Consider the following 22,233-nt stretch of genomic DNA (forward strand, 5'->3'; position numbering starts at 1 on the left):
CACTATGAAATATAAAATATTAATCTTAGCCCTGGTAGTTTTACTGGGGGCTTGCTCAGAAAAGTTGGACTTGAAACCAACAGATACTATTGAGACCTCTCGGGCATACCAGTCTTTTGACGATTTGGAGGCCGGTTTGGCTGGAGCATATTCCTCTGCATCAGGAACTAGTGCTATTTCGACTTCCTCTTATCAAACTGATATGACAAAAATGGCCACTGGTGGTCGTAATATTGGGGTTACGCAGTATAATTGGAATTATAATGCCCTGGGAACCGGAGTGGAATTTACTTTTGGCTGGGCGACAAACTATATTGCCATCAATGGTATTAACCTGTTGTTAGCCGGAGTTGAATCTATCGTTCCCTCAGAGGAAGAAATGGAACGCCATAAGCAGATCAAGGGGGAAGCGATTGCCTTGAGAGCTTATCTTCATTTTGAATTATTTAGAAATTATGCTGAAAGTTATACGGATGGAGGCAAGCTGGTAGCGCCCTATATGACCGAATCTGTGATCAGTTCTCCGGAAAGACTGACGGTGAGTGCATTTGTGAGTCAGTTAAAAGCAGATATTGAGGAGGCTAAATCACTTTTAGCCGGATATGACCCTGCTACACCTATTTATGTGAGTACTTCGTTTTTGCAAGCTTTAGAATTGAAGTTAGCCCTTTATCAGGAGGATTACACAAAGGTAATTGCTATTGCGGATACCCTTTTGGGGATGTATGATATCGCGGATATTATGGAGATTGGTGAAGTTTTCGATCGTGCCATAAACAGTGAAGCAGGCGTGATCTTTAAATTTGCTATTCCGGATAATGGTGGTCGAATTGGGGCTATTTGGCAGGACTCTAACGGGACGGTAAACTTTGAAGTAACCCAGGATTTCATAAATAAATTCAGTACAACCCATGTTGATGTAAGACAGGCAATCAATGTCTCAGAATACGATGGGCTGAATGTTGTAGGAAAGTATTTAGGGACGGATGCCGCAGTTGGAGCAAGTGATTTCTTTGTATTCAGAGCAGAGGAAATTTTATTAAGCAGGGCTGAGGCATATTATTATTCAGGAGATGAAATAAAAGCTTTGGCAGACCTGAATACACTGAGGGCGGCTCGTTTGGAAGGTTTTGTGAATGGAGCTGAAAACGGGATTGTTTTATTGAATGCCATCAAAACTGAACGCGCTATTGAGTTGGCTTTTGAGGGCCACAGATGGTTTGATATCAGAAGATGGGGGGATGACATCATTCGTGTTGATGTAACTGCGGCGACTACTCCAAAATTATTATCCGGAGGGGATTATCGCTTTGTAATGCCAATTCCTAATCACGAATTATTGGCAAATACTTCAATGGTTCAAAATCCAGGATATCAAACGAATTAATTATGAAGTTATTTAATAAATATATACTTGGCCTAATGGCCATGGCGATTGCACTTTTTTCCTGCGAGGAAAACATTCATGAGACCAAATATGCAGGTGAAAGACGTGTGCAATTTGATTTGAGTCAAAATCTCGTGGCAGCTGAAGGAGGTGATGAAGCTGTTATTGCGGTATTGTTGGATCAGCCCTTATCTTCGGATTTGACAGTTTCTTTGGATATCGAAACGATAAATGCTGTTGAGGGTGAGGATTTCCAGTTGAGTTCCGGTAGTATTGTGGTCAAGGCGGGAGAGCTGTCGGGAGCGATTAGTCTGACTGCTATCCCCGATACTGAAATTTCAGATGTGGATAGAATTGTAAACTTTTCAATTGCTTCAGTAAGTGATCCTGAGGTAGTAGTTGGATTCAGTGACGGAACAGAGCGGACATCCGTTAGCGCTGAAATCAAGGATAAGGTTTATAAAGGGGTTACGATGGCAGATGATGATTCCGGCGATCAATGGGAGTTTGTGACTCAGGTTATTGATAATGGTGACGGAACCCATACCATTCTTAATGCATGGGGTGAGTACGTGTATTTCTATACCCAAAACCCTGCTTATATCGGTGCGTTTGACGCTGTAGTAATTATCTCCATTGGAGATGATGGTGCTGTAACAGTAGTGGATCAGTCTCCATATTGTCAGGTTACAGACATCACCTATGATGTAGCAGCAGACAAGTATTCAATTAAATTATTGGATGTTGATGTATTCAATGGTGGACCATATCCTTACATTACCACGCTACAACCATAATTGCTTTTTATAATAAGTGAAGTATATTAAGATTAAAAAGTCCTCATTATTGAGGGCTTTTTTATTGCCTTTTTGTGAATTACCAAGCCGTTTAGCGGAGCGCTATTTTTCGGAAGCCTGCTTTTTTGTTGAAAGACTGTTACTGAAATATCGGTTTTGTTGAAAGAAATAACGATTTTTTGACTTTTTGGTATGGATTTGTTTTTAAGTCTACTTTTTTTAGAAATTTTTTCAAAAAAATATTGTTGAGTATTAATCATTATTCATTAAGTAACCCCTAAATATTTTTTAACCTCCCGTTAATCCGATGATAGTATTTACGCACGTTCCCCATTTTTTTACTTGTTTTTTTGAGGGGGATTAGTTTTCGATTAAGGCATCGTTTCTTGGACTAAAAGTTAGAGTTCTAATTATTCAATCGAGCAAAATAATGTATTGATTATTCGTTTTTGAGTAAAATAAAATTCTGCCTTAATTGCATCGTGGAACAAAAGCAATTGTTCTATAATGTTATCCATTCTTAACCATTTTTTTTATGAAAAGAGCAATACTCATTGCCCTGGCCGTGCTATGGACTGGTATGTCCGCCTATGCGCAAGGGCGTGTGGTTACGGGTACCGTAACGGCAGAAGACAGCGGGGAGCCCATCCCCGGAGTGAACGTATTAGTAAAAGGAACCGCTTCCGGTACAATTACTGATATCGAGGGGCATTACTCCATTAATGCTTCTTCCTCAGATAAAGTTATATTTTCCTTTATTGGTTTAGCCACGGAAGAAGTTGCAGTGGGTGGTCAGTCTAAAATCGATATGGTCATGACCGCGGATATTAAGCAACTTACCGAGGTCGTAGTAACCGCTATGGGAATGAAGCGCGACAAGAAGTCTTTAGGCTATGCGGTGCAGGAGGTGAATAATCAGGAATTGACCAAGGCCGGTAATGCGGATTTGGCCACTGCCATGCAGGGTAAAATTGCCGGTGTGGATATTAAGCCTTCTTCCGGTATGCCGGGGGCATCTTCTCAAATTACTATTCGTGGAGCGCGTTCCTTTACTGGAAACAATACACCTTTATATGTGATTGACGGAATGCCGGTTTCTTCTACGCCGGATTTTAATACTGGAAGCTCTGTTACCGGAGCGGATGTTTCTAACCGTGCAGTGGATATTGATCCAAATGATATTGAGAGTATCAACATTTTGAAAGGTCAGGCTGCAGCAGCACTTTATGGTATTCGTGCCTCTAATGGGGTGGTGGTCATTACCACCAAAAGTGGAAAAGGCAATGTGAAAGGAAAGCCTGTGGTGACTTTTTCAAATTTCACCTCTTTTGATGTAGTCTCCAGATCTCCTGAATATCAAAGCGGTTATGCGCAAGGCTATAATGGTGCATTTGATCCTTATTCTTCCATGGCATGGGGCCCAAAATTGTCAGAGCTACCTAATGATAGTAACTATGGTGGCAATAGCCAAGGCAAAAATGGCATGTACTATGTCCCACAACGTGCAAGTGCGGGCTTAGACCCCTGGACGACTCCTCAGACTTATGATAACTTCAATGATTTTTTCCGGACGGGGCATACGGTAACGAATTCAGCTAACATTAGCCAAGCGACCAATAGAGGTCATTATTCTTTTGGTATTGGTAATTCTACTCAAAAAGGTATTGCTCCAGGTACGGGTATGGAGCGTTATAATGTGAAAGGAAACGTGGAGACCAAGTTAAATGACTATTGGACGACGGGTTTCACTGCGAATTATATGCAGAATAATATTGATAAATTGTCTGCAGGTAATGATGCCATTCTCGCGGGTGTATTTGCCGCTCCTGCTACTTATGATTTGAAGGGAATCCCCTCAAGTACACCAGAAGATCCATATGATCAGGTTTATTACCGTTCTTTAACTTTTAATAATCCTTATTGGGCCGTAGATAATATGACCTTTAATGAGCAAACCAACCGTTTTTTTGGTAATGGTTATTTAGAGTTTGCCCCAGAGATTGGTGATGATATGAGTTTGAAAGTGAAAACTCAAATTGGAGCAGATACCTATACCACTCACTTACAGGATATTTATGGTTATGGTCATCGGGGTGGGACTGGTTTCATGCAGAATTATGGTGTCACTTCCGCAACGGTTAATAGTTTGACAACGGTGAACTTTGGTTGGTCTATTAATGATGATCTTTCCTTAAATGCTTTAGTGGGTAATGAAATCAATGACAGTAATCAAAAGAAATATTCTCAAAATGGATATGATTTCAATTTTGGTGGCTGGTCTCATATTAACAATACTAATATCCAACAAGCTTCCGAAGAACAATGGGGGAATAGAACCGTTGGATTTTTCGGTCAGCTTTCTTTAGACTATAAGAAAATGTTGTTTTTGACTGCTACAGGCAGAAATGATATTGTTTCTCAAATGCCTAGAGGGAATCGTTCATTTGTTTACCCTTCGGTTTCCCTGGGTTTTGTTTTGACAGAGATAGAGGCCATTGGTGATATTCCTGCACTATCTTTCGCGAAATTGAGAGCATCTTATGCGGAAGTAGGGCAAGCTGGTGCGTACAGGGATAACTTTCTGTATACTCCTTCCTATGGCGGAGGATTTTGGTCTAACGCCCCAATTACTTACCCAATGGACGGTGTAAATGCATTTGTTCCTTACTATGTGCAATATGATCCGGAATTAAAACCTCAGAACACTCAATCCTATGAGATCGGGGCAGAATTGAGATTTTTCAATGACCGCTTCGGACTGGATTATACTTATTCCCGTCAGAATGTTACCGATCAGATTTTTGAAGTACCATTAGCAGGTTCTACCGGTGTTACCAGCAGGATGATGAACGGTGGAGCGGTACATACGGATGCGCATGAATTGGTTTTAACCGCCACTCCTGTGCAAACCAAAGATTTCCAGTGGGATTTAAGTGTAAACTTTTCCCGAATTGTGAATGTGGTGGATGAATTAGCAGATGGTGTGGAAAGCATCTTTTTAGGTGGTTTCGTAACCCCTCAGGTAAGAGCTGGTATTGGGTATACCTTCCCGGTAATTTATGGTACTGCTTATGCAAGAGATGATCAGGGTAGAATTTTGGTGAATGATAATCCTAACGCTTGGAATTACGGTATGCCAATGCCGGGAGAGCCAGACGTGATCGGAAATGTAGCACCTGATTTTATTATGGGTGGTTCAACTCGTTTTTCTTATAAGAGAGTTAGCTTAAGCGCTACTTTTGAGTGGAAAAATGGAGGGCAAATGTACTCCGGTTCAAATGGATTACTGGATCTATATGGCGTTTCTGAAAAAACAGCAGACCGTTCTACGCCTTTTATTTACCCCGGTTTTAAATCCGATGGTACTCCCAATGATATTCAGAGAGGTGGAGAAGAGGACGCTGTTGCTTATCAAAATCTATATGCAAATGCTTTGGGTAATATTGATGAAGCCTACATTTATGACAACTCTTTTGTGAAATTGAGAGAGGTGACTTTGAGCTATCGCCTACCAAGATTCAAAAGCGGTTTGGAATTAGGGGTGAATGCTTTCGCTAGAAATATTTTGCTATGGTCAGCATTACCAAACTTTGATCCGGAATCATCTCAGGGTAATAATAATATGGGAGGCTCATTTGAGCGATTCTCTATGCCGCAAACGCAAAGTTTTGGTTTTGGCTTCGATCTTAAATTTTAATCCCAAAATTGAATATCATGACTAAATTTAAATATATATTAGGTCTATTGGCCATTGTTTTGATGTCTTCCTGTTCAGAAGATATTATGGACAATATTAATTCTAATCCGAATAATCCTGTTGATTCACCAACCAATTTGATGTTGACGGATGTTTTCGTAAAAAGTGCTTTCTCCGTAACCGGGAGTGATCTCGCCTTTTACGCTTCCTCCTATATGGAACACAATGTGGGAATTTATAATCAACTGTATAATGCAGAGATTCGTTCCGGGGAGCCTATAGCGCACAGTACCTATAATAATTCCTGGAATAGCATTTATAGAAACTTGTTGGTACTGAAGCAGGTGGCTGAAAAATGTTCGGATGATGGAAATGAAGCAGGGAATCACTGGAATTTGGGAATTGCCCAGGTGATGACAGCCTACAATTTAGCCATCCTTACAGACCTTTTCGGTGATGCGCCATGGTCGGAGGCCCTTCAGCCGGGTATTATTTTCCAACCAAAGCTGGATAAACAGCAGGATATTTATCAGGATGTTTTTACGCATCTGGACAATGCTATTGTTAATTTGAACAAAGCTGCAGAGGTAAATGAAGCAGAGGCTTTTCCTTATGAGCCTATTGCCGGACAAGATATCTTTTATGGTGGAGACATTGATTCCTGGATTGCATTTGCCAATGGATTAAAAGCCAGGTACACTATGAGATTAATGGCTCAGGATGAAGTTAATTATCAGGAGGTGGTATCTTTGGTAGAAAAATCTTTTGCGAACGAGACGGAAGAGGCACGATTTGATTATAATGGAGGGACTTCCATTAGTCCTTTCTATAAGTTTTTCACTGATCGTGATTATTTTGGTGCCAGCCTGAGCTTTTATAATAAACTCGAAGAAAGAAACGATCCGAGAGCAGAGGTTTATTGGCTGAAGCATCCAAGATTGAAAAAAGATACCATTGAATTCGCTGTAAATGGGGATCCGGCTCAGGCGCAGAACAGATATGCCGTTTCTGCACTAAGTACGCCTACTGCCCCAACTTATTTGTTGAGTTATCACGAGCTGGAGTTTTTAAAAGCGGAAGCATATGTTAGATCAGGAGATCTTCCAAAGGCGGAGGCTGCTTTAAACAAAGCCATTACAGCTGCTTTTTGGAGTAAGAAATATGTATTTGGATCCGTAGCGGATGCGGATTTTGCGTCCCTGATTCAGGCTTATATCACTGATGAAGTGAAGCCATTGTTTGATGCTGATCCATTATCAGAGGTGATGAACCAAAAGTATTTCGCCTTCTTCGAGGCAGAAGTGGTAGAGGCGTATAATGATTATCGTAGACTAGAGGCCATGGGCGATCATGTGATTGAATTAGCCAATGAAAAGAATGCTACTCAATTTCCTTTGAGATTCACTTATGGTGGATCTGATGTAACGGCAAACCGGAATGTAGCGGAAGCCTATGGTGATGGAAGGTATGTTTTCTCTGAAAACGTATGGTGGGCAAAAGGAAGCCGTTAATCCGATAAAGTAATATATAGTTTTGCATAAAAGGCCAGCGTTAATCGCTGGTTTTTTTTATGCATTGATTTCTATTGGGGAAACTTGAAAGGGGGGCTGATTACTTCATTCATTACGATCAAGTCAATATTTCTGTATGAATAGTTCAGGTTAATCTATTTGTGTTTTGAATCTAATGAGTAAAAACGAAAGGATTATTTTTCAGCCTAATTTTTATCAAATAGATTAAAATCGCCTCCTTTTTTTCTTTTACTCATCTTTACAGATGCGTAACGTAAGTCGATATTTATTGAATTGATTTTGGGTTAATTCAAGTTTGTTTGAGGATTTGATGGCAAAAAGGTCTTTTGGCTAAAAATTCACATCAACTTATATAATTTAATTGTTTTTTAATAAAAAAAATAGTTTCAAATCAAGCATTCCAAAGGTGTTTAATACGCGTCTTTTTTAATCTTTTATTAATGATAGAAGTGGTTTTGAATAATGGATTTTGGCTTGATGGAGTGGGTATTGGTTTTAGATTAGACGGCACTGGTTTGTTATTTTGATCGATATCTTATTATTCAGTTGAATGGGTTTTTGTATTGGTTTTCGCTTTTTGAACAGAATTAAATACTGCTTTACTTGCGGTAGATAGTATTTTGATTTGCTATCAGGTGTTATCCATCTTAACCAAACTTTACTTATGAAAAATCCATTACTGATTGCTCTGGCAATTCTGTGGACTGCTATGTCTGCTTTTGCTCAGGGGCGTGTTGTTACGGGTACCGTAACAGCAGAAGAAAGCGGGGAGCCCATCCCCGGAGTGAATGTTACTGTCAAAGGATCTGCCACAGGAACAATTACGGACATTGAGGGGAAGTATTCCCTAAACGTGGACGGTGCAAAAAGCTTAGTGTTTAGTTTTATTGGCTTAGCCACAGAAGAGGTCGTGATTGGGAATCGCTCCAAAGTGGATATGGTCATGACCGCTGATATCAAAGAACTGGAAGAGGTGATGGTCGTGGCTTATGGGTCTGCTAAGAAGTCTTCTTTTACGGGTTCAGCGTCTAAAGTTGAGGGAGATAAAATCGCAACTCTGCAAACTTCGTCTATCTCAAAGGCTTTGGACGGTCTTACTTCAGGTGTCCAAACTACAGCGGCATCAGGACAACCGGGAGAGGATGCTAAAATTCGAATTCGGGGTGTGGGTTCAATCAATGCTTCCAGTGACCCTTTAATTGTAGTAGACGGTGTGCCATATGCGGGTAAGTTAAACGCCATTAACCCACAGGATGTGGAGAGTATGACGGTGCTTAAAGATGCAGCTGCAGCCTCTCTTTATGGTTCTAGGGCTGCCAATGGAGTTGTGATGGTTACAACGAAGAAGGGTAGTAAATCTGCAACAAAGGTGTTTTTGGATGCAAAAATAGGGGTCAATCAAAGAGCTATTGGCGAATATGATATCATGAAAGACCCTGGGCAGTATTTCCAAACAGCTTGGCTTCAACAAAAAATGACACACGGTGACTCCCAGCGTGCCTCCGATGAATTAATTAGTGAACTCGGTGGCTATAATCCTTACGGTGTAAATGTAGTCGTTGATGCTAATGGTAATTTAACAAATGCACCACTTTTGTATAATGATGATTGGGCGAAGGAAACCTTCCGCACTGGGGTGAGGCAAGAGTATAATATCAACTTTAGCGGAGGCTCAGATAAGTCTACTCATTATTTCTCATTAGGTTATTTGTCTGATGAAGGTATTGTGGAAGGGTCAGAGTTTGAGCGTATTACCATGCGTGGGAATATTGATCATCAGGTAACTAATTTTTTGAAAGTAGGTACTAACCTTTCCTATGCTAGAGGTGAGCAAAATTCACCCCGTACTTCTTCCGGAAATGCTTATGGTAACTCTTTTATGTTTACTCAAAATGTAGCACCTATTTATCCAGTATATATTTATGATGGTCAAGGGAACCGACAATTTAATGATTTAGGGGAGCCAATTTATGATTTTGGTGATGGTGTAATGGGATCCAGACAGTATGGGGCCAATACCAACCCTGCCATGCTTTCAGCCTTGGATAAAAACAACAGAATCGAAGATAACTTCTCGGGAAGAGGGTACTTAAATTTGGACCTATTCGAAGGGCTGACTTTTAACGCTAATTTGGGTTATGACCTGCAAAATATAAACACCACTTTATTTTACAATCCAACAGTAGGCGATGCCGCATCTGTTTCAGGACGTTCCACAAAAAGATCCTATCGTTATGAGACCATCACCATGTCTCAATTATTAAGATATAATAAAACTATCGGTGATCACAACATTAGTGCTTTGGCTGGTCATGAAAGCTACGCTTACCAAAGAAACTACTTAGCGGGGCAGAAGACCAACTTTTTTACTCCAGATAATCCGGAATTGGATAATGGGGTTGAAATTGCCTATTTGGAGTCCAATGAGCGTACCCATACGATCGAATCTTATTTGGCCAATGTAAGCTATGATTATAAAAATAAATACTTTATCTCTGGTTCATTCCGTATGGATGGTTCGTCCAAATTCCACCCGAATAATCGTTGGGGTAACTTCTGGTCTGTAGGAGGTGCCTGGAGAATCAATGAGGAAGACTTTATGTCATCTGCATCTGCCATTGATAATTTTAAATTAAAGGCCAGTTATGGTACTCAGGGTAATGACGGTATTTTGGATGACATTGGTAATGTGGTTTATACCCCTTTTACCGATTTGTATCAGGTAGTTAATAACAATAATGAGATTTCCTTAGTGCAGTACTATAAAGGGAATGAGGAGTTGAGCTGGGAGAAATCAAAGAATTTTAATATTGGTACGGAACTAACTTTGTTTAGCGGTCGACTGAATATTGATTTTGAATATTACAACCGAGTAACGTCAGATCTTCTATTTAATTTTCCGGTAAACCCTTCTATGGGCTATAGTTATTATCCTGAAAATATTGGGGAAATGGTTAATAAGGGCGTTGACTTCTCCATTGGAGGGGATATTGTTCGTAATGGCGATTTCCGTTGGAATATGGTTTTTAACGGAACTACGATGAAGAATGAAATCCTGAGCCTTAAGGATGAGTTTGCAGAAGAAGGAATTACCCGTGGACGTCAACGTTTAACGGTGGGAGGGTCAATTTATGATTTCTATTTGCAGAGCTTTGCCGGAGTGGATCCTGAGACTGGGAATTCGCTATGGCGCCAAAGAGAAATGATTGATGGAGAGTATACTGGAAATATTTTAGTTACAGATGAATATGCTTTGGCAGATCGTTTTCAGAATGAAACGGCTTTGGCGGATTTCTTCGGTAGCTGGATCAATAGCTTCGAATATAAAGGGTTTGACCTGACGGTGATTACTAACTTCCAGATTGGCGGAAAGGTATATGATTTGCCATATGCAGGCTTAATGCATAGTGATAGAGTCGGAACGAACTGGCATAAGGATATTTTGAATGCCTGGACTCCGGAGAACCCGCATACCGACGTTCCGAGATTATCCACCGCATATCAGGATGGAAATTCACAATCTGATCGTTTCTTGGTTGACGCCTCTTACTTTAATATTAGAAATATCACGCTAGGATATACTGTTCCTCAAAATGTGGCATCTCGCTTACACCTTGGAGGGCTTCGTGTTTATGTTTCCGGAGATAATCTAGCCTTATTTTCTGCCAGAAAAGGTATGGATCCAAGATTGTATGCAAATGGATCGAGTACAAATGGAGGAAATGGCTTTGAATATGCTGCGCTAAGAACGATTTCTGGAGGACTTAACATCACTTTCTAATTTACTAACATGAAAACAAATAAAATAATAATAGGCTTGTTAGCAATTGGAACGTTGTTTACAGGCTGTGCGGAAGATTTTTTGGAGTCTAAATCCACTGAGTATGCTACTGAAGAAGTTATCAATGATTTTGCGCGTCAGGATGCTGAGGCTGCTATGGGCCCATTGATGGAAGGGGTATATTCAAAATTGTTTGAATATAGAGACTCTCATGACGATTTCGGTTTAAGAGCGATCATGATGGCTTCTGATGTAATGACTGATGATATTGCCCTGGCGACCTCAAATTGGTTTATCTATGATAATCAAAATATGAATAAAACCCAGAATTATCGTAGAACGAGATCTACCTGGGGATATACATATGAGGCGATTAGAGGATGTAATCAGGTAATTGTTGGTTTGTCTGGTATTGAAGAAGCCGATTTGACTGATGCGGCCAAGGACTTATTGGGCCAAGCTTATGCAGTTCGAGGAATGCTGTACTTTAATCTGATTAATTTTTATCAATTGCCATATGAAACAGCAAAAGATAAACCTGGAGTTCCAATTTATACACACGAGGAGGAGCTACAGGGGAGAGAGCCTGTATCCAAGGTATATGATTTAATTATCAATGATTTGGAGACGGGTTATGCGTATTTGGAAGGCTTGGGGATGGACCAGACCAAAATGAATGAATATGCTGCTGCGGGGATTTTGGCAAGAGTTTTAGCTTTTAAAACAGATCACCCCAATCAATGGGATGAGGTTGCTAAATATGCAGCTATCGCTGGAAGTGTGGGAATGATGTCTTCCGAGGAACTTGCTGCTTTTAGATTTAACTCTATTAACAATAAAGAGGTATTGTTTGGGGCGCCGATTGATGGCCAGACCACTACCTTTTATGCTTCTTTCATGAGTCATATGGATCCTTGGGGTCCTGGATATGCAGGTGCACTAGGTTGTTACAAAATGATCGCAGATGATCTTTATGCAGAAATGTCTGATTCTGATGTAAGAAAGGCTTGGTTTGCAGCAGAGGATACCTATGTTAATCCGGAAAATAAGGAAGAAAGTCGTGTGATATCAAAATATACCCAGATTAAGAAGTTTGTAGATGTTGGAGGTTTTCAATCGGATTATATCTACTTAAGAGCGTCGGAGTTTGTGTTATTGGAAGCAGAGGCTAGGTATTTGTCTGGGGATCAGAGTAGCGCACGCACATTGTTGAATAAATTGTTGGCAAACAGATATACAGATGAGTATCAGTCATCAAATTCAGGGCAGGCGCTGCTAGATGAGATTTATTTCCAGAAAAGAGTCGAATGTTGGGGAGAAGGCGTACGTTTGTTTGATATTAAAAGAAGAAACGAAACTATGGATAGAAATGGTACCGAGAATCATCATTCATCAGCAATGGTTATTCCTACCATTAAAGGTTTTGATGAACAATATATATTCCAAATTCCTTTGGTGGAGCTAGATGCCAATACGGAAATTGGTCCTGGGGATCAAAATCCTTAAAATACTTAGATATTAGTCTTTAAAAGCTGCCTCCTTTCCGAGGCAGCTTTTTTGTTACCCGAAAGTTTCTGCTTCATTTTTTTTTAGATTCTGTTCCGCTCAGTTTGAATTTTTGGGTAGAGGCTTTGCCCAAATATATTATTATTCTGAAAATCATATAGAGTAAATTGGAAACACATTCTCATACCTACACTTCAGTTTAGCAGATAATGAAATAATTTAATTGTCACTATATTTTAGTTTGTTAGCATAATGAGGCAGGAACAAACGCTAAAATAGATGTTATCATTTTCAGTCTAGCAATATGGGAAATCCCCCTTTTTGCCCAAGCTATAGAGTTAGAACAGGGCCTCATATCCTGAAAAAAGTTCCACATCTAAGCCCCCCTTTCTAGCTAGGCAGCCTCCCTAAAACAGGAGCTGATTACTGATTCCGTGGTTTCCTGGGGCTAGGCTTTAAGTCTTTCCAGATATTTAAGTAGCGCTACTAAAGGTGGATTCCCTTGCTGTTCCTACTGCCCTTCTCCAAAGAGTTTTTAACCTTTTATTCAGGAGTTAGGTTACCGATGGCTTTACTACAGTTGATGCGATCATAATAGGCGGTCTGCATTTTAGTTCCTGTCGTATTGACCAGCTGAGGAATTGCGGAGACTGCTTTCATATTATACCTGAGGACCATTAATGCTGATGGAGCAGTCCTACACAAAGGGGGTTGATGTTTTGTCAGTTTCAATGCCCGCAGTCTTTACCATTAGGAGTCCCTGTTATTTTGTGTTTTTGGTGTAATTTTAGTTAAAACATGGTTTATCTAATATTTAAACTAATCTCTTTCCAATGGGCTCCTCCTTTGGTATTCCCAAATTCGCAAGGATTATGCTGTAAAATTAGGATATTCAGGTCTTTAAATGAGTTTGGGTGAAAAAAGATTAAAAAAATTAACTTAACATGAGGAAAAAATTTAATTGGATTTAAAATAGAATGTGTTTTTGCAATATTGACTTCAATATTAATGATCTGCTTTTAGGAAAAGTGGTTTAGAAACACTTTAATCTATTTTTTGTTCGGTCGATTGAATAAAAAATAAAATTAAATTCCGCTATCCATATACACTTAACGTTTCGGGTTATTGTAGGGTAATTTGAATAATTCAAGTTTGAGCTTAAATCATTGGGGTTTGTCCATATTTTGTTCCGTGGTCTGGTGTTGTTAGGAAATAAAATATTGTGTTCCTTTGCCTTAGAGATCGAATTAATCGATCGATTGAATTATCCATTCTTTACCTATTACTTTATATGAAGAGAGCAATACTCTTTGCCCTGTCGGTACTGATGACAGCAATGTCAGCGTATGCGCAAGGGCGTCTAGTGAGCGGTCAGGTGACCGCCGCAGAATCCGGAGAGCCAATTCCTGGCGTAAACGTAATGATTAAAGGGTCTTCGACCGGAACCATTACGGACATTGATGGTAAGTACAGCATCAATACCCCTTCTCCCAATGACTACCTGGTATTTTCATTTATTGGTCTGGCTACTGAGGAAGTGAAACTTGGTTCACAAACTGAGATTGACATGGTCATGACTGCTGACATTAAGCAATTGGAGGACGTGGTGATCGTGGGTTATACCAAGGTAGACCAGGCGACCACTGTTCCTGTTATTGAAAACGTAAAAGAAATTGTGACCCCAAACATTGCCCAAACTTTAACGGGTAAATCCACTGGTGTTACTATTCAGGCGTCCACCGGACAGCCTGGTGCTAAAAACAACATCCGTATTCGTGGTATCGGTTCTATTACCGGTAATTCTAACCCACTTTACGTGATTGATGGGGTGATTATGGACTCTGATGAGGTGATTACTGCGGGGCAGCAGGCCGAGCGTGACCCATTAGCGAACATCAACCCTACTGATATTGAGGATATTCGTATCCTGAAAGATGCGGCAGCTACTGCCCTATATGGTGCGCGTGCTTCCAATGGTGTGATCGTGATCACCACCAAGAAAGGTAAAGCCGGAAAAACGAACTTTACCGCTTCTTTGAGCGAAGGGGTTACTTCGGTATATCGTGGTAACTTTGAGCTTATGGACGGTAAGCAGTTTACAGAATTCCACGGTATGGAGTGGGATCCGGCAACGGGTATTAATACCGATTGGACCGACTTAGCTTTCCAGAACGGTAGAACTTCTGACTACCAAATCTCCGCATCCGGCGGTAATGAAAAAACGAGATATTATGCTTCCGGTGGTTATTTCAACCAGGAAGGGGTTTTAGTAGGCTCTGAGTTTGAGCGTTTCTCCGGTCGTTTGTCTGTAGATAATCAGGTAACGGACCGCCTGAAAGTATCTTTCGGTGTGGATTTATCGAAATCTTTCCAGTCAGATGCTTCTGATGGTAACCTGTATTCGTCTCCTTTATTAGGTTCTTACCTGCACGCACCGATCACCACTCCATTTGATGAAAATGGTAAACCTTACGATATTTTACCTTCTAATCCATGGACCTGGATTGATGCCAACTTCGTTTCCGACGTAGAAAAGAATTACCGTAAAACGGAGTCGCTTTGGGGAGGTGTTTCCGGTAAAATTGATTACCAGCTTATGGAAGGCCTGTCTTTCCGTTCCACGAATGCCTACCGTTTTGAAAACATGAAGAAAGACAACTGGAGTGATCCTACCTCTTTTGATGGTGCGGATCCGGTAGCTCCCGGTAATTTGGCTTTATATCAGGGGTATAGCGGTACGTTCACCACTACAAACTTGTTCAATTACGAAACCAACTTTGGCTTACATAACTTTAGCGCTTTAGCCGGTACGGAATTCCAAAATTCTCAGCAAGAGTGGAACTACATGTATGGTGCGGGTTTCCCTGAGTCGATTAATAACGTAGGTTCAGCGACACAGCAATTTTCTTTGGACGGACAGGGAACTGCTTACAAGTTTTTCTCTATCCTTTCGCAGGTAACTTATGACTATGACAACCGCTACTATGCTTCGGTTTCTTATCGTCGTGATGGTTCCTCTCGTTTCGGTTCTGAGAATCGCTATGGTAATTTTTACTCTGTAGGGGCGAGCTGGAAAGTTTCTAATGAGTCTTTCTGGAACTCTTCAGTGATTGATGATCTGAAAGTACGTGCTTCCTATGGTACCACTGGTAATGCCGGTATCGGGAACTTCCAGTCTATCGGGATGTATGCTTATGCCATCTACAATGGTCGCCCGGCAGCGATTCACGATCAAATCGCCAACCCGGATTTGACCTGGGAGGTGAAACATAAAGCCAACCTTGGTTTTGATGTGGCATTATTGAATCGCATCAATGTGAATGTGGACCTTTACCACGAAAACTCTACAGACCTGTTGTTGAATGTGCCATTAGCAGGAGAGACTGGTTTTACTTCGGTTACCATGAACGCAGGATCTATGGTCAACAAAGGGATTGAATTCAATATTTCGTCGAATAACTACGATAATGGCGCTTTCACCTGGGATACCGACTTTAATATTTCCTTCAACAATAACGAAGTGACTTCTCTGAATGGTCTTCAGCCTATCCGAACTTCTTTCAATACCATTGAAGAAGGAAAAGCGATCTATACCTTCTATATGCAGGAGTGGATGGGTGCCAACCCGACAACAGGGGAAGCTTCCTGGTATGTGAACCGTGAAGTAGCGCAGGAAGATATGACGGAAACCATGTTCGTGGCGCCTGATGGCCGATTGGCTACTACGAGCTATGCGGAAGCAGATCGTATTCATGCCGGTTCTGCTTTGCCAGTATGGTCGGGTGGTTTGACTAACCGTTTTTCCTACAAAGGATTTGACTTCTCTTTCTTGTTTACCTTCTCTGGTGGAAACAAGATTTTGAATGGTACGCGTCGTTACAATGATTCCGATGGTATCTATGCTTATAACCTTTCGACTGCCGCACTGGAAGATCGTTGGGAGCAGCCTGGTGACATCGCTTCTCGTCCGGCTTACGGTTCAACAGGTAACCAAATTTCAACGCGTTATGTAGAGGATGGCGATTACATCCAGTTGAGAAACGTAACCTTGGGTTACACCCTGCCGGACCAACTGATTTCTAAAATCGGATTGTCAAATTTAAGAGTATTTGTTTCCGGTCAGAACCTGTGGATGGCCACAAAATACACCGGATACACCCCAACCACTGTTGATTTCGACGGCTACAACTTCTTCGAATATCCTGAAGGTAGAGTCGTGACAGGTGGTCTGTCGGTAAGCTTCTAATTCTTTGACGCTAAATTTTGAATAAGATGAATTTAAATAAAATATTGATGGGGGGCGTTTTGGCCGCCTCCCTTTTAGCAACCGGATGTAGTTTGGATGTGAAACCTGACTACGCATTGGATGTAGAGGATGCCAATAAGTATCCACAAGATCAAATCAATGGTGCCATGAACACCATGTATGGTGTCGCTTATTATGGTCGTAACGCCTATATTTTCGGTGATATCGGTACGGATAATATTGTAGAAGGGATCAGTAACTCTAACCGTTACATCTTCGAGTCGCGCATGGAGAAATTCGAGGCGATGCCGAATACGGTAGGGAGTAATGAAACCAACCTTTATGATCAGATCTACCGTGTGATTAACAATGCAAACCGGGTAATCGCTAACCCGGAGGCAGATGACAACTTTAAAGGTCAGGCGTATTTCTTAAGAGCTTTGGCTTCTTTTGATGCAGTAAGATTCTTTGATGCGGTGCCTGTAGTGTTAAAGCCGGTGGAGAGCATTGAGGAAGCGGTGAACTTTCAGCCTGCTAATGATGATATGGCCGTGGTTTATAATCAGGTCATTGCAGACCTGGAAAAGGCAGCCACGATGATCACCAACGATCAGGTGAACGCACCGACTCCAAATGCGGCGCATGCCTTGTTGTCTCGTGTATATCTTTACATTGCAGATGAGGTATCAGATTTCTCTAAAATTGATCAGGTAGCGGACCGCGCAGACGCTTTGACAAAAGTAGTAGCAGCAGCTGATGCCGTGACAGGCGTTAAGATGATTGGTGTGGAAGGATTCGAGGAATATTTCTGGGATCAGGGAAATAATATGACCGAAACCATCTTTGAATTAGCGGTAGTAGAGTCTCAGAGTCGTGGATCAGATAACTTCGGCTATATTTACTATAAAGATGAGGGTGGATCAGGTTATGGTGCCTATACGGCTAATCCGGAATTCATGGAATTATTTGATGCCGAAGATGTTCGCCTTAAGCACTTTGTGGAGGTAGATGCTAAAAAACCTGGTTACCAGTATATTTATAAGTTTGCGCAAACCAGTGGAGTAACCGGATTGCACGCGCCAAAAATCTTACGTTATACGGAGGTATTGCTGAATAAAGCGGAAGCCTTGGCATCGGTAGATCCGGGACAGGCGGCATCCATCATTCAGGAAATTCGTGATGCGCGCTATATGGGCGATGCCCCTGAGGTAAATGTGGCAGACATTGAAAATGAAGTGTTCACAGAGCGTCGTAAAGAATTGGCTTATGAAGGTCATTATATGTTTGACCTGCGTCGCCACAATATGGGGGTAACTTTAGTGCGCCTGGTGGACGGGTCAAAAGACAAGGAAGTGGAGGAATTGTCAAGCGTTGCTGCTGGTGATAAGCAGTTCTGGTTCCCTATTCCACAGCGCTCCATGTTGGCCAATACGGCTTTGGAGCAACCAAAATATTAATGTTTTTGGTGCAGGAGGCTTCTTGCACTGAGTATTGTTCTTGTTTTGAGTGTTGAAAGCCGCCCCTTCATGGGGCGGCTTTTTTGCATGATATCCAAGGGTACCAAGCCGGCATGGAGGAGGGCGATCTGTTTTTTTAGGTTTTAACCCGAATGATTCACCACAAGATTCAGGGCTCAGCCGCAAGAGGATGATCACCCGTGTTTTGGGTTGGTATTGCTGGCTTGTTAATAGTCCAAATTGGGCAAGATTGCTTTCTCCTCCTTCATCCGTTTCGTTGGGGGAAAACTGGAAATAGCGCACGATTTGCTCATTTATTCTCCATTGCAGCTAAACGAGGAGGTATCCATGAATAATCAGGATTGAGAGGCCGTTTTTTTTAGGGGCAGTCCCTCGCCCAGGCTCGGCACCAGGCTTTCGGCAGTCGCTTTTTTTGCGAGCCGCTACGCTTTTAGGCTGCAAAAAAGAGCTTCAACAATGCCTCTATCCTTCTGCCGGTTGTACTCGAGGCACCTTCCGGGCGAATAGCCCGGCCGGGGCAGGGATGAAGCGGGCCTGTTTAAACCACAGCGGCCCAAAAGGCCGATGGGGGGAGCCGCGCCAGCCCGGTGCTGACGTCTAAGCCCAATTATTTACCGCCAGTTTCAGGAACAGGAGGCGAGAGGTTCAGTGCTTATGTTTTTTGCGGTTTTGCAGTTTATTTTAATAGCCCGAATTTGGGTGAGCTTGCTTTCTCCTCCTTCCTCTGCTTCGTTGGGAAAAATTCGAAATAGGAAACTATTCCTTCATTTCCCGCCTTGCAGCTAAACGAGGATTTAAGCATAAATAATTTGGGCTTAGCGGCAGCAGCCCCAAAAAAAAGCCACCTGCTGTCGCAAATGGCTTGGAGTATTTTTTATTTCTTTGGCTTGGCCAGTGGTTTTCCCTTATCCCAGAAGCGGATGGTGTAGAATAGGTTAAACTCCAGGAAATAGCGGGTGTTTCTCTGCAAATGTCCGAAGCCAGGGGCGTAAGAAGGGACAAAACTTTGAAGATCATCAGTGGGAGTGTTGGTAGCGAGCTGTACGCCACCAGTCATGCCGGCGGAGAAGTTTTGCCAAACATGTGTACGGTAGCCAAATAAAATTTCATACCAGCTGGTGTGATTGCCGCTTTGGCTGAGGCTTTCCTGCGTTTGCCCCCATACATTGTTGACCACATAGGAAAAATCCTCACTGTAGAAGCTATCGGCCCGGCGTACTCCGAAGAAGATCATGGAGTTGTCCCAGTTTCTTGGCGTCAGGTTAACATCGATGCCTGCTTTGATATACTGGCCTTGGGCTTCATAATCATAAACTGGTTCCAGCGGACGGTCCTCAATTGGGCTTCGGTTAGCCGAAAAGGTGGATCGGCCCATTTCAACGGACAGATTCCAGCGGCCAATATCAGTGTCGGCATGTATGCGCATATCGGTGAAGCCCTTTTCAAAAGCGGTTCTGCCCCAGCTGATCATATCTGTCCCTACCCGAATGTAGGAGGGAATAAACCAGCCCTCAACGGCCCTTAATTTGAACTCTTCGCCCAGCTTCTCGCGCTCCGGACGGGCGGGCATACGGGCAAGCTCTGCGGAATCCAGGGATATATCCTTGTCCATAATCCCATCATTTCGGTTGGAAGGATCTACATACTGGGCCGAAGCAAAATTACTGCTCAGTAATATTAGTATTAAACTGAATATTAAAGTTAAACTCGCTCCCTCTGAGATTTTTATTTTCATTGCCAATTGTAATATCGCTAATAATGGTGATCTTGGATTGTTCTGTTACATCGAGTTCGGTGAAAGTGACTCCCGGGCCACAGCCATTAGCAGCAAAATAGCGCTGGGCATTCACCTGTATAACAATAGAGTCGGGCTCGGCGAAATCAGCTGCTCCTCTTTTAAAATAATACGTTTGCTGAAAGGCCTCCTGATCTTCAGCAGGGATAACCACCGGTAGATCCAATGACACTCGCGCGCCTGTTCCGGCAATGACCAGGGTGTCATTAAAAAGGGGACGAAAAGTGTAAATAGAATCAAATTCCACTCCCGGGTTACCATCGCTGCCCAATAACTCCACCTTTATAAAATCATTATTGTCCTTTACCTGCTCGCATTCTAGCGTGAAAAGGATATTGGTTTGGTTATTTTTTAATTCATCATTGACCGTCTGCCCATTGGGGAGTACCTGCTGGGATTGTTCATCCTGGATCATTTCCAAATTATTGTAAATGAAGCTTACCCCGCAGTTTTCCGATAGGAACTGAGGGGTGGTTTTATAGGTGAAATCCAATTGGGTCCCGTAGCCTTTTTGAAAAAGGTAGTAAGTGGTTTTTGTTGTTAGCGGACTTAGTTCCAGTCTAAAAGGAACGCCCATGTCGAAGGGCAATAGTTCTCCGGTGGTTTCCGAAAATTCATTATAATAAATTTTCCTGCGGCCTTCCTCCGATTCTGTAATCGCGAAAAGGGAATCCACGCTGGCCCCTACTGCGGTTTCACGTCCCGCCTCGGTGACCAAAAAAGTTCCCACGACGAAAGCATTGTTTTCATCAAAGCATTCTTGATTATCGCGGCAGGCCGCAATGCTGAACATAAACAGGGCGATGAACAGCAAGTGGAAGAAAAGTTGAAAAAGGCTTAATCTTTTATTTTTCATAAACAAAAATGAGGGATCGCCTCAAATATACTAATTCTGCCAAAGTTAGTGTTTCCGATTTATTTATTCAGTGAAATGTCCTAATAATTCCATGGATATAGTTTTATCCTCGGGCGGTATCAAAGCAATCAATTTGTCCGTACGGCGCTGATTGCTTTTCTTGCATCTTCAACTAAAACGAGCGATGATGATGAGCCATATCCGGCTGGAAAATATTAGCAAAACCTACGAAAATGAAGAATTCCCTGCTGTGCATGAAGTCAATCTGGCAGTGGAGCGCGGAGAGATTTTGTCCCTGGTAGGAGGGAGTGGTTGTGGGAAAACCACTTTGCTGCGCCTTATTGGCGGATATGATGATCCGACCGAAGGAGCCATTTGGTTTGGTGATCAGCAGGCGGAGAAAGTAAGCAAGAAACTTTTGCGGGGCCATCCGAATGTTCGTTTTATCCAGCAGCATTTTGATTTAAAGCCTTTCCATACCGTATCGGGCAATATTGGTGAACACATTCGCGGTTTAGTCCGATCGGAAAGGGATAAGCGGCTAAAAGAACTAATTGCTTTGGTGGGCCTGGAAGGCTTCGAAGATAAACTACCGGGTGCTCTTTCGGGAGGTCAGCAGCAACGGGTGGCCATTGCGCAGGCCATTGCCAAAACACCGGAAGTGTTGTTAATGGACGAGCCCTTTAGTAATCTGGACACGCCTACCAAATTGGCGCTGATTCAGGATTTGAAAAAGATCATCAAAGATCTGGGCATTACGGCCATCATGGTCACACACCAGATGGATGAGGCTTTGCGAATGTCGGATCGGATAGTGGTGATGGATACCGGAAAAGTGGTGCAAAGTGGCACGGCGCAACAACTGTATGAGCAGCCCTTTAATGCTTATGTGGCGGGATTTTTCGGAAATGCCAATATTTTATCACGGGAGGAAGCCCATCGCTTGGCTTTGTCTGCGGAGCAATCGGTCTGCATTCGTCATCAGGATATTCATTGGGGGAGTGAAGGGATGCCTGTAAAAGTGCTTTCCGCCCAGTTTTTAGGGCATACGACGCAATATGAAATAGAGTCGGAGGGGATCCGGCTTTTTCTGAATAGCACGGAAGCACCCGAGGAGCATATTTCCATTAAGCGTTTTGTGGCGCTTCAGTAGTCGGA

General features: G+C 42.2%; 11 protein-coding genes. 9 read left to right on the forward strand and 2 right to left on the reverse strand.

The window, feature by feature from the left end:
* The first annotated feature begins 4 nt into the window (after positions 1-4).
* The 8 genes from AAA970_RS02395 (at position 5) to AAA970_RS02430 (ending at position 18,403) form a co-directional block, all read left to right on the forward strand.
* Positions 5-1,387, forward strand: coding sequence for a RagB/SusD family nutrient uptake outer membrane protein (locus AAA970_RS02395; RefSeq protein WP_338235837.1), 1,383 nt, complete (start codon positions 5-7; stop codon positions 1,385-1,387).
* A 2-nt stretch (positions 1,388-1,389) separates the two neighbouring features.
* The gene (locus AAA970_RS02400; RefSeq protein ID WP_338235838.1) at positions 1,390-2,184 is read left to right on the forward strand and encodes a hypothetical protein; all 795 of its coding nucleotides are present in this window, start codon (positions 1,390-1,392) and stop codon (positions 2,182-2,184) included.
* Between the two features lie 535 nt (positions 2,185-2,719).
* The gene (locus AAA970_RS02405; protein WP_338235839.1) at positions 2,720-5,881 is read left to right on the forward strand and encodes a SusC/RagA family TonB-linked outer membrane protein; all 3,162 of its coding nucleotides are present in this window, start codon (positions 2,720-2,722) and stop codon (positions 5,879-5,881) included.
* 17 nt (positions 5,882-5,898) lie between these two features.
* A complete protein-coding gene (locus AAA970_RS02410) occupies positions 5,899-7,392 on the forward strand; it encodes a SusD/RagB family nutrient-binding outer membrane lipoprotein (protein WP_338235840.1) in 1,494 nt (497 codons plus the stop codon).
* A 685-nt stretch (positions 7,393-8,077) separates the two neighbouring features.
* Complete coding sequence (locus AAA970_RS02415; RefSeq protein ID WP_338235841.1) at positions 8,078-11,194, forward strand: SusC/RagA family TonB-linked outer membrane protein; 3,117 nt, start codon at positions 8,078-8,080, stop codon at positions 11,192-11,194.
* Between the two features lie 9 nt (positions 11,195-11,203).
* Positions 11,204-12,700, forward strand: coding sequence for a RagB/SusD family nutrient uptake outer membrane protein (locus AAA970_RS02420; RefSeq protein ID WP_338235842.1), 1,497 nt, complete (start codon positions 11,204-11,206; stop codon positions 12,698-12,700).
* 1,291 nt (positions 12,701-13,991) lie between these two features.
* Positions 13,992-16,946, forward strand: a complete 2,955-nt coding sequence (locus AAA970_RS02425; protein ID WP_338235843.1) for a SusC/RagA family TonB-linked outer membrane protein — start codon at positions 13,992-13,994, stop codon at positions 16,944-16,946.
* Positions 16,947-16,972: 26 nt separating this feature from the next.
* Positions 16,973-18,403, forward strand: coding sequence for a RagB/SusD family nutrient uptake outer membrane protein (locus AAA970_RS02430; protein ID WP_338235844.1), 1,431 nt, complete (start codon positions 16,973-16,975; stop codon positions 18,401-18,403).
* An 895-nt stretch (positions 18,404-19,298) separates the two neighbouring features.
* Here AAA970_RS02430 and AAA970_RS02435 read toward each other — a convergent pair.
* Positions 19,299-20,036: a DUF6048 family protein gene (locus tag AAA970_RS02435; RefSeq protein WP_338235845.1), complete on the reverse strand. Its 738-nt coding sequence runs from the start codon at positions 20,034-20,036 to the stop codon at positions 19,299-19,301.
* A 49-nt stretch (positions 20,037-20,085) separates the two neighbouring features.
* Positions 20,086-21,075, reverse strand: coding sequence for a hypothetical protein (locus tag AAA970_RS02440; protein ID WP_338235846.1), 990 nt, complete (start codon positions 21,073-21,075; stop codon positions 20,086-20,088).
* Positions 21,076-21,259: 184 nt separating this feature from the next.
* Between AAA970_RS02440 and AAA970_RS02445 the strand changes: the two genes are divergently transcribed.
* Positions 21,260-22,228 carry an ABC transporter ATP-binding protein gene (locus AAA970_RS02445; RefSeq protein WP_338235847.1) on the forward strand — a complete coding sequence of 323 codons (969 nt, stop codon included), beginning with the start codon at positions 21,260-21,262 and terminating at the stop codon, positions 22,226-22,228.
* Positions 22,229-22,233 lie beyond the last annotated feature (5 nt).

This window comes from Persicobacter diffluens (assembly GCF_036244895.1).
Taxonomy (GTDB): Bacteria; Bacteroidota; Bacteroidia; order Cytophagales; family Cyclobacteriaceae; genus Persicobacter; species Persicobacter diffluens.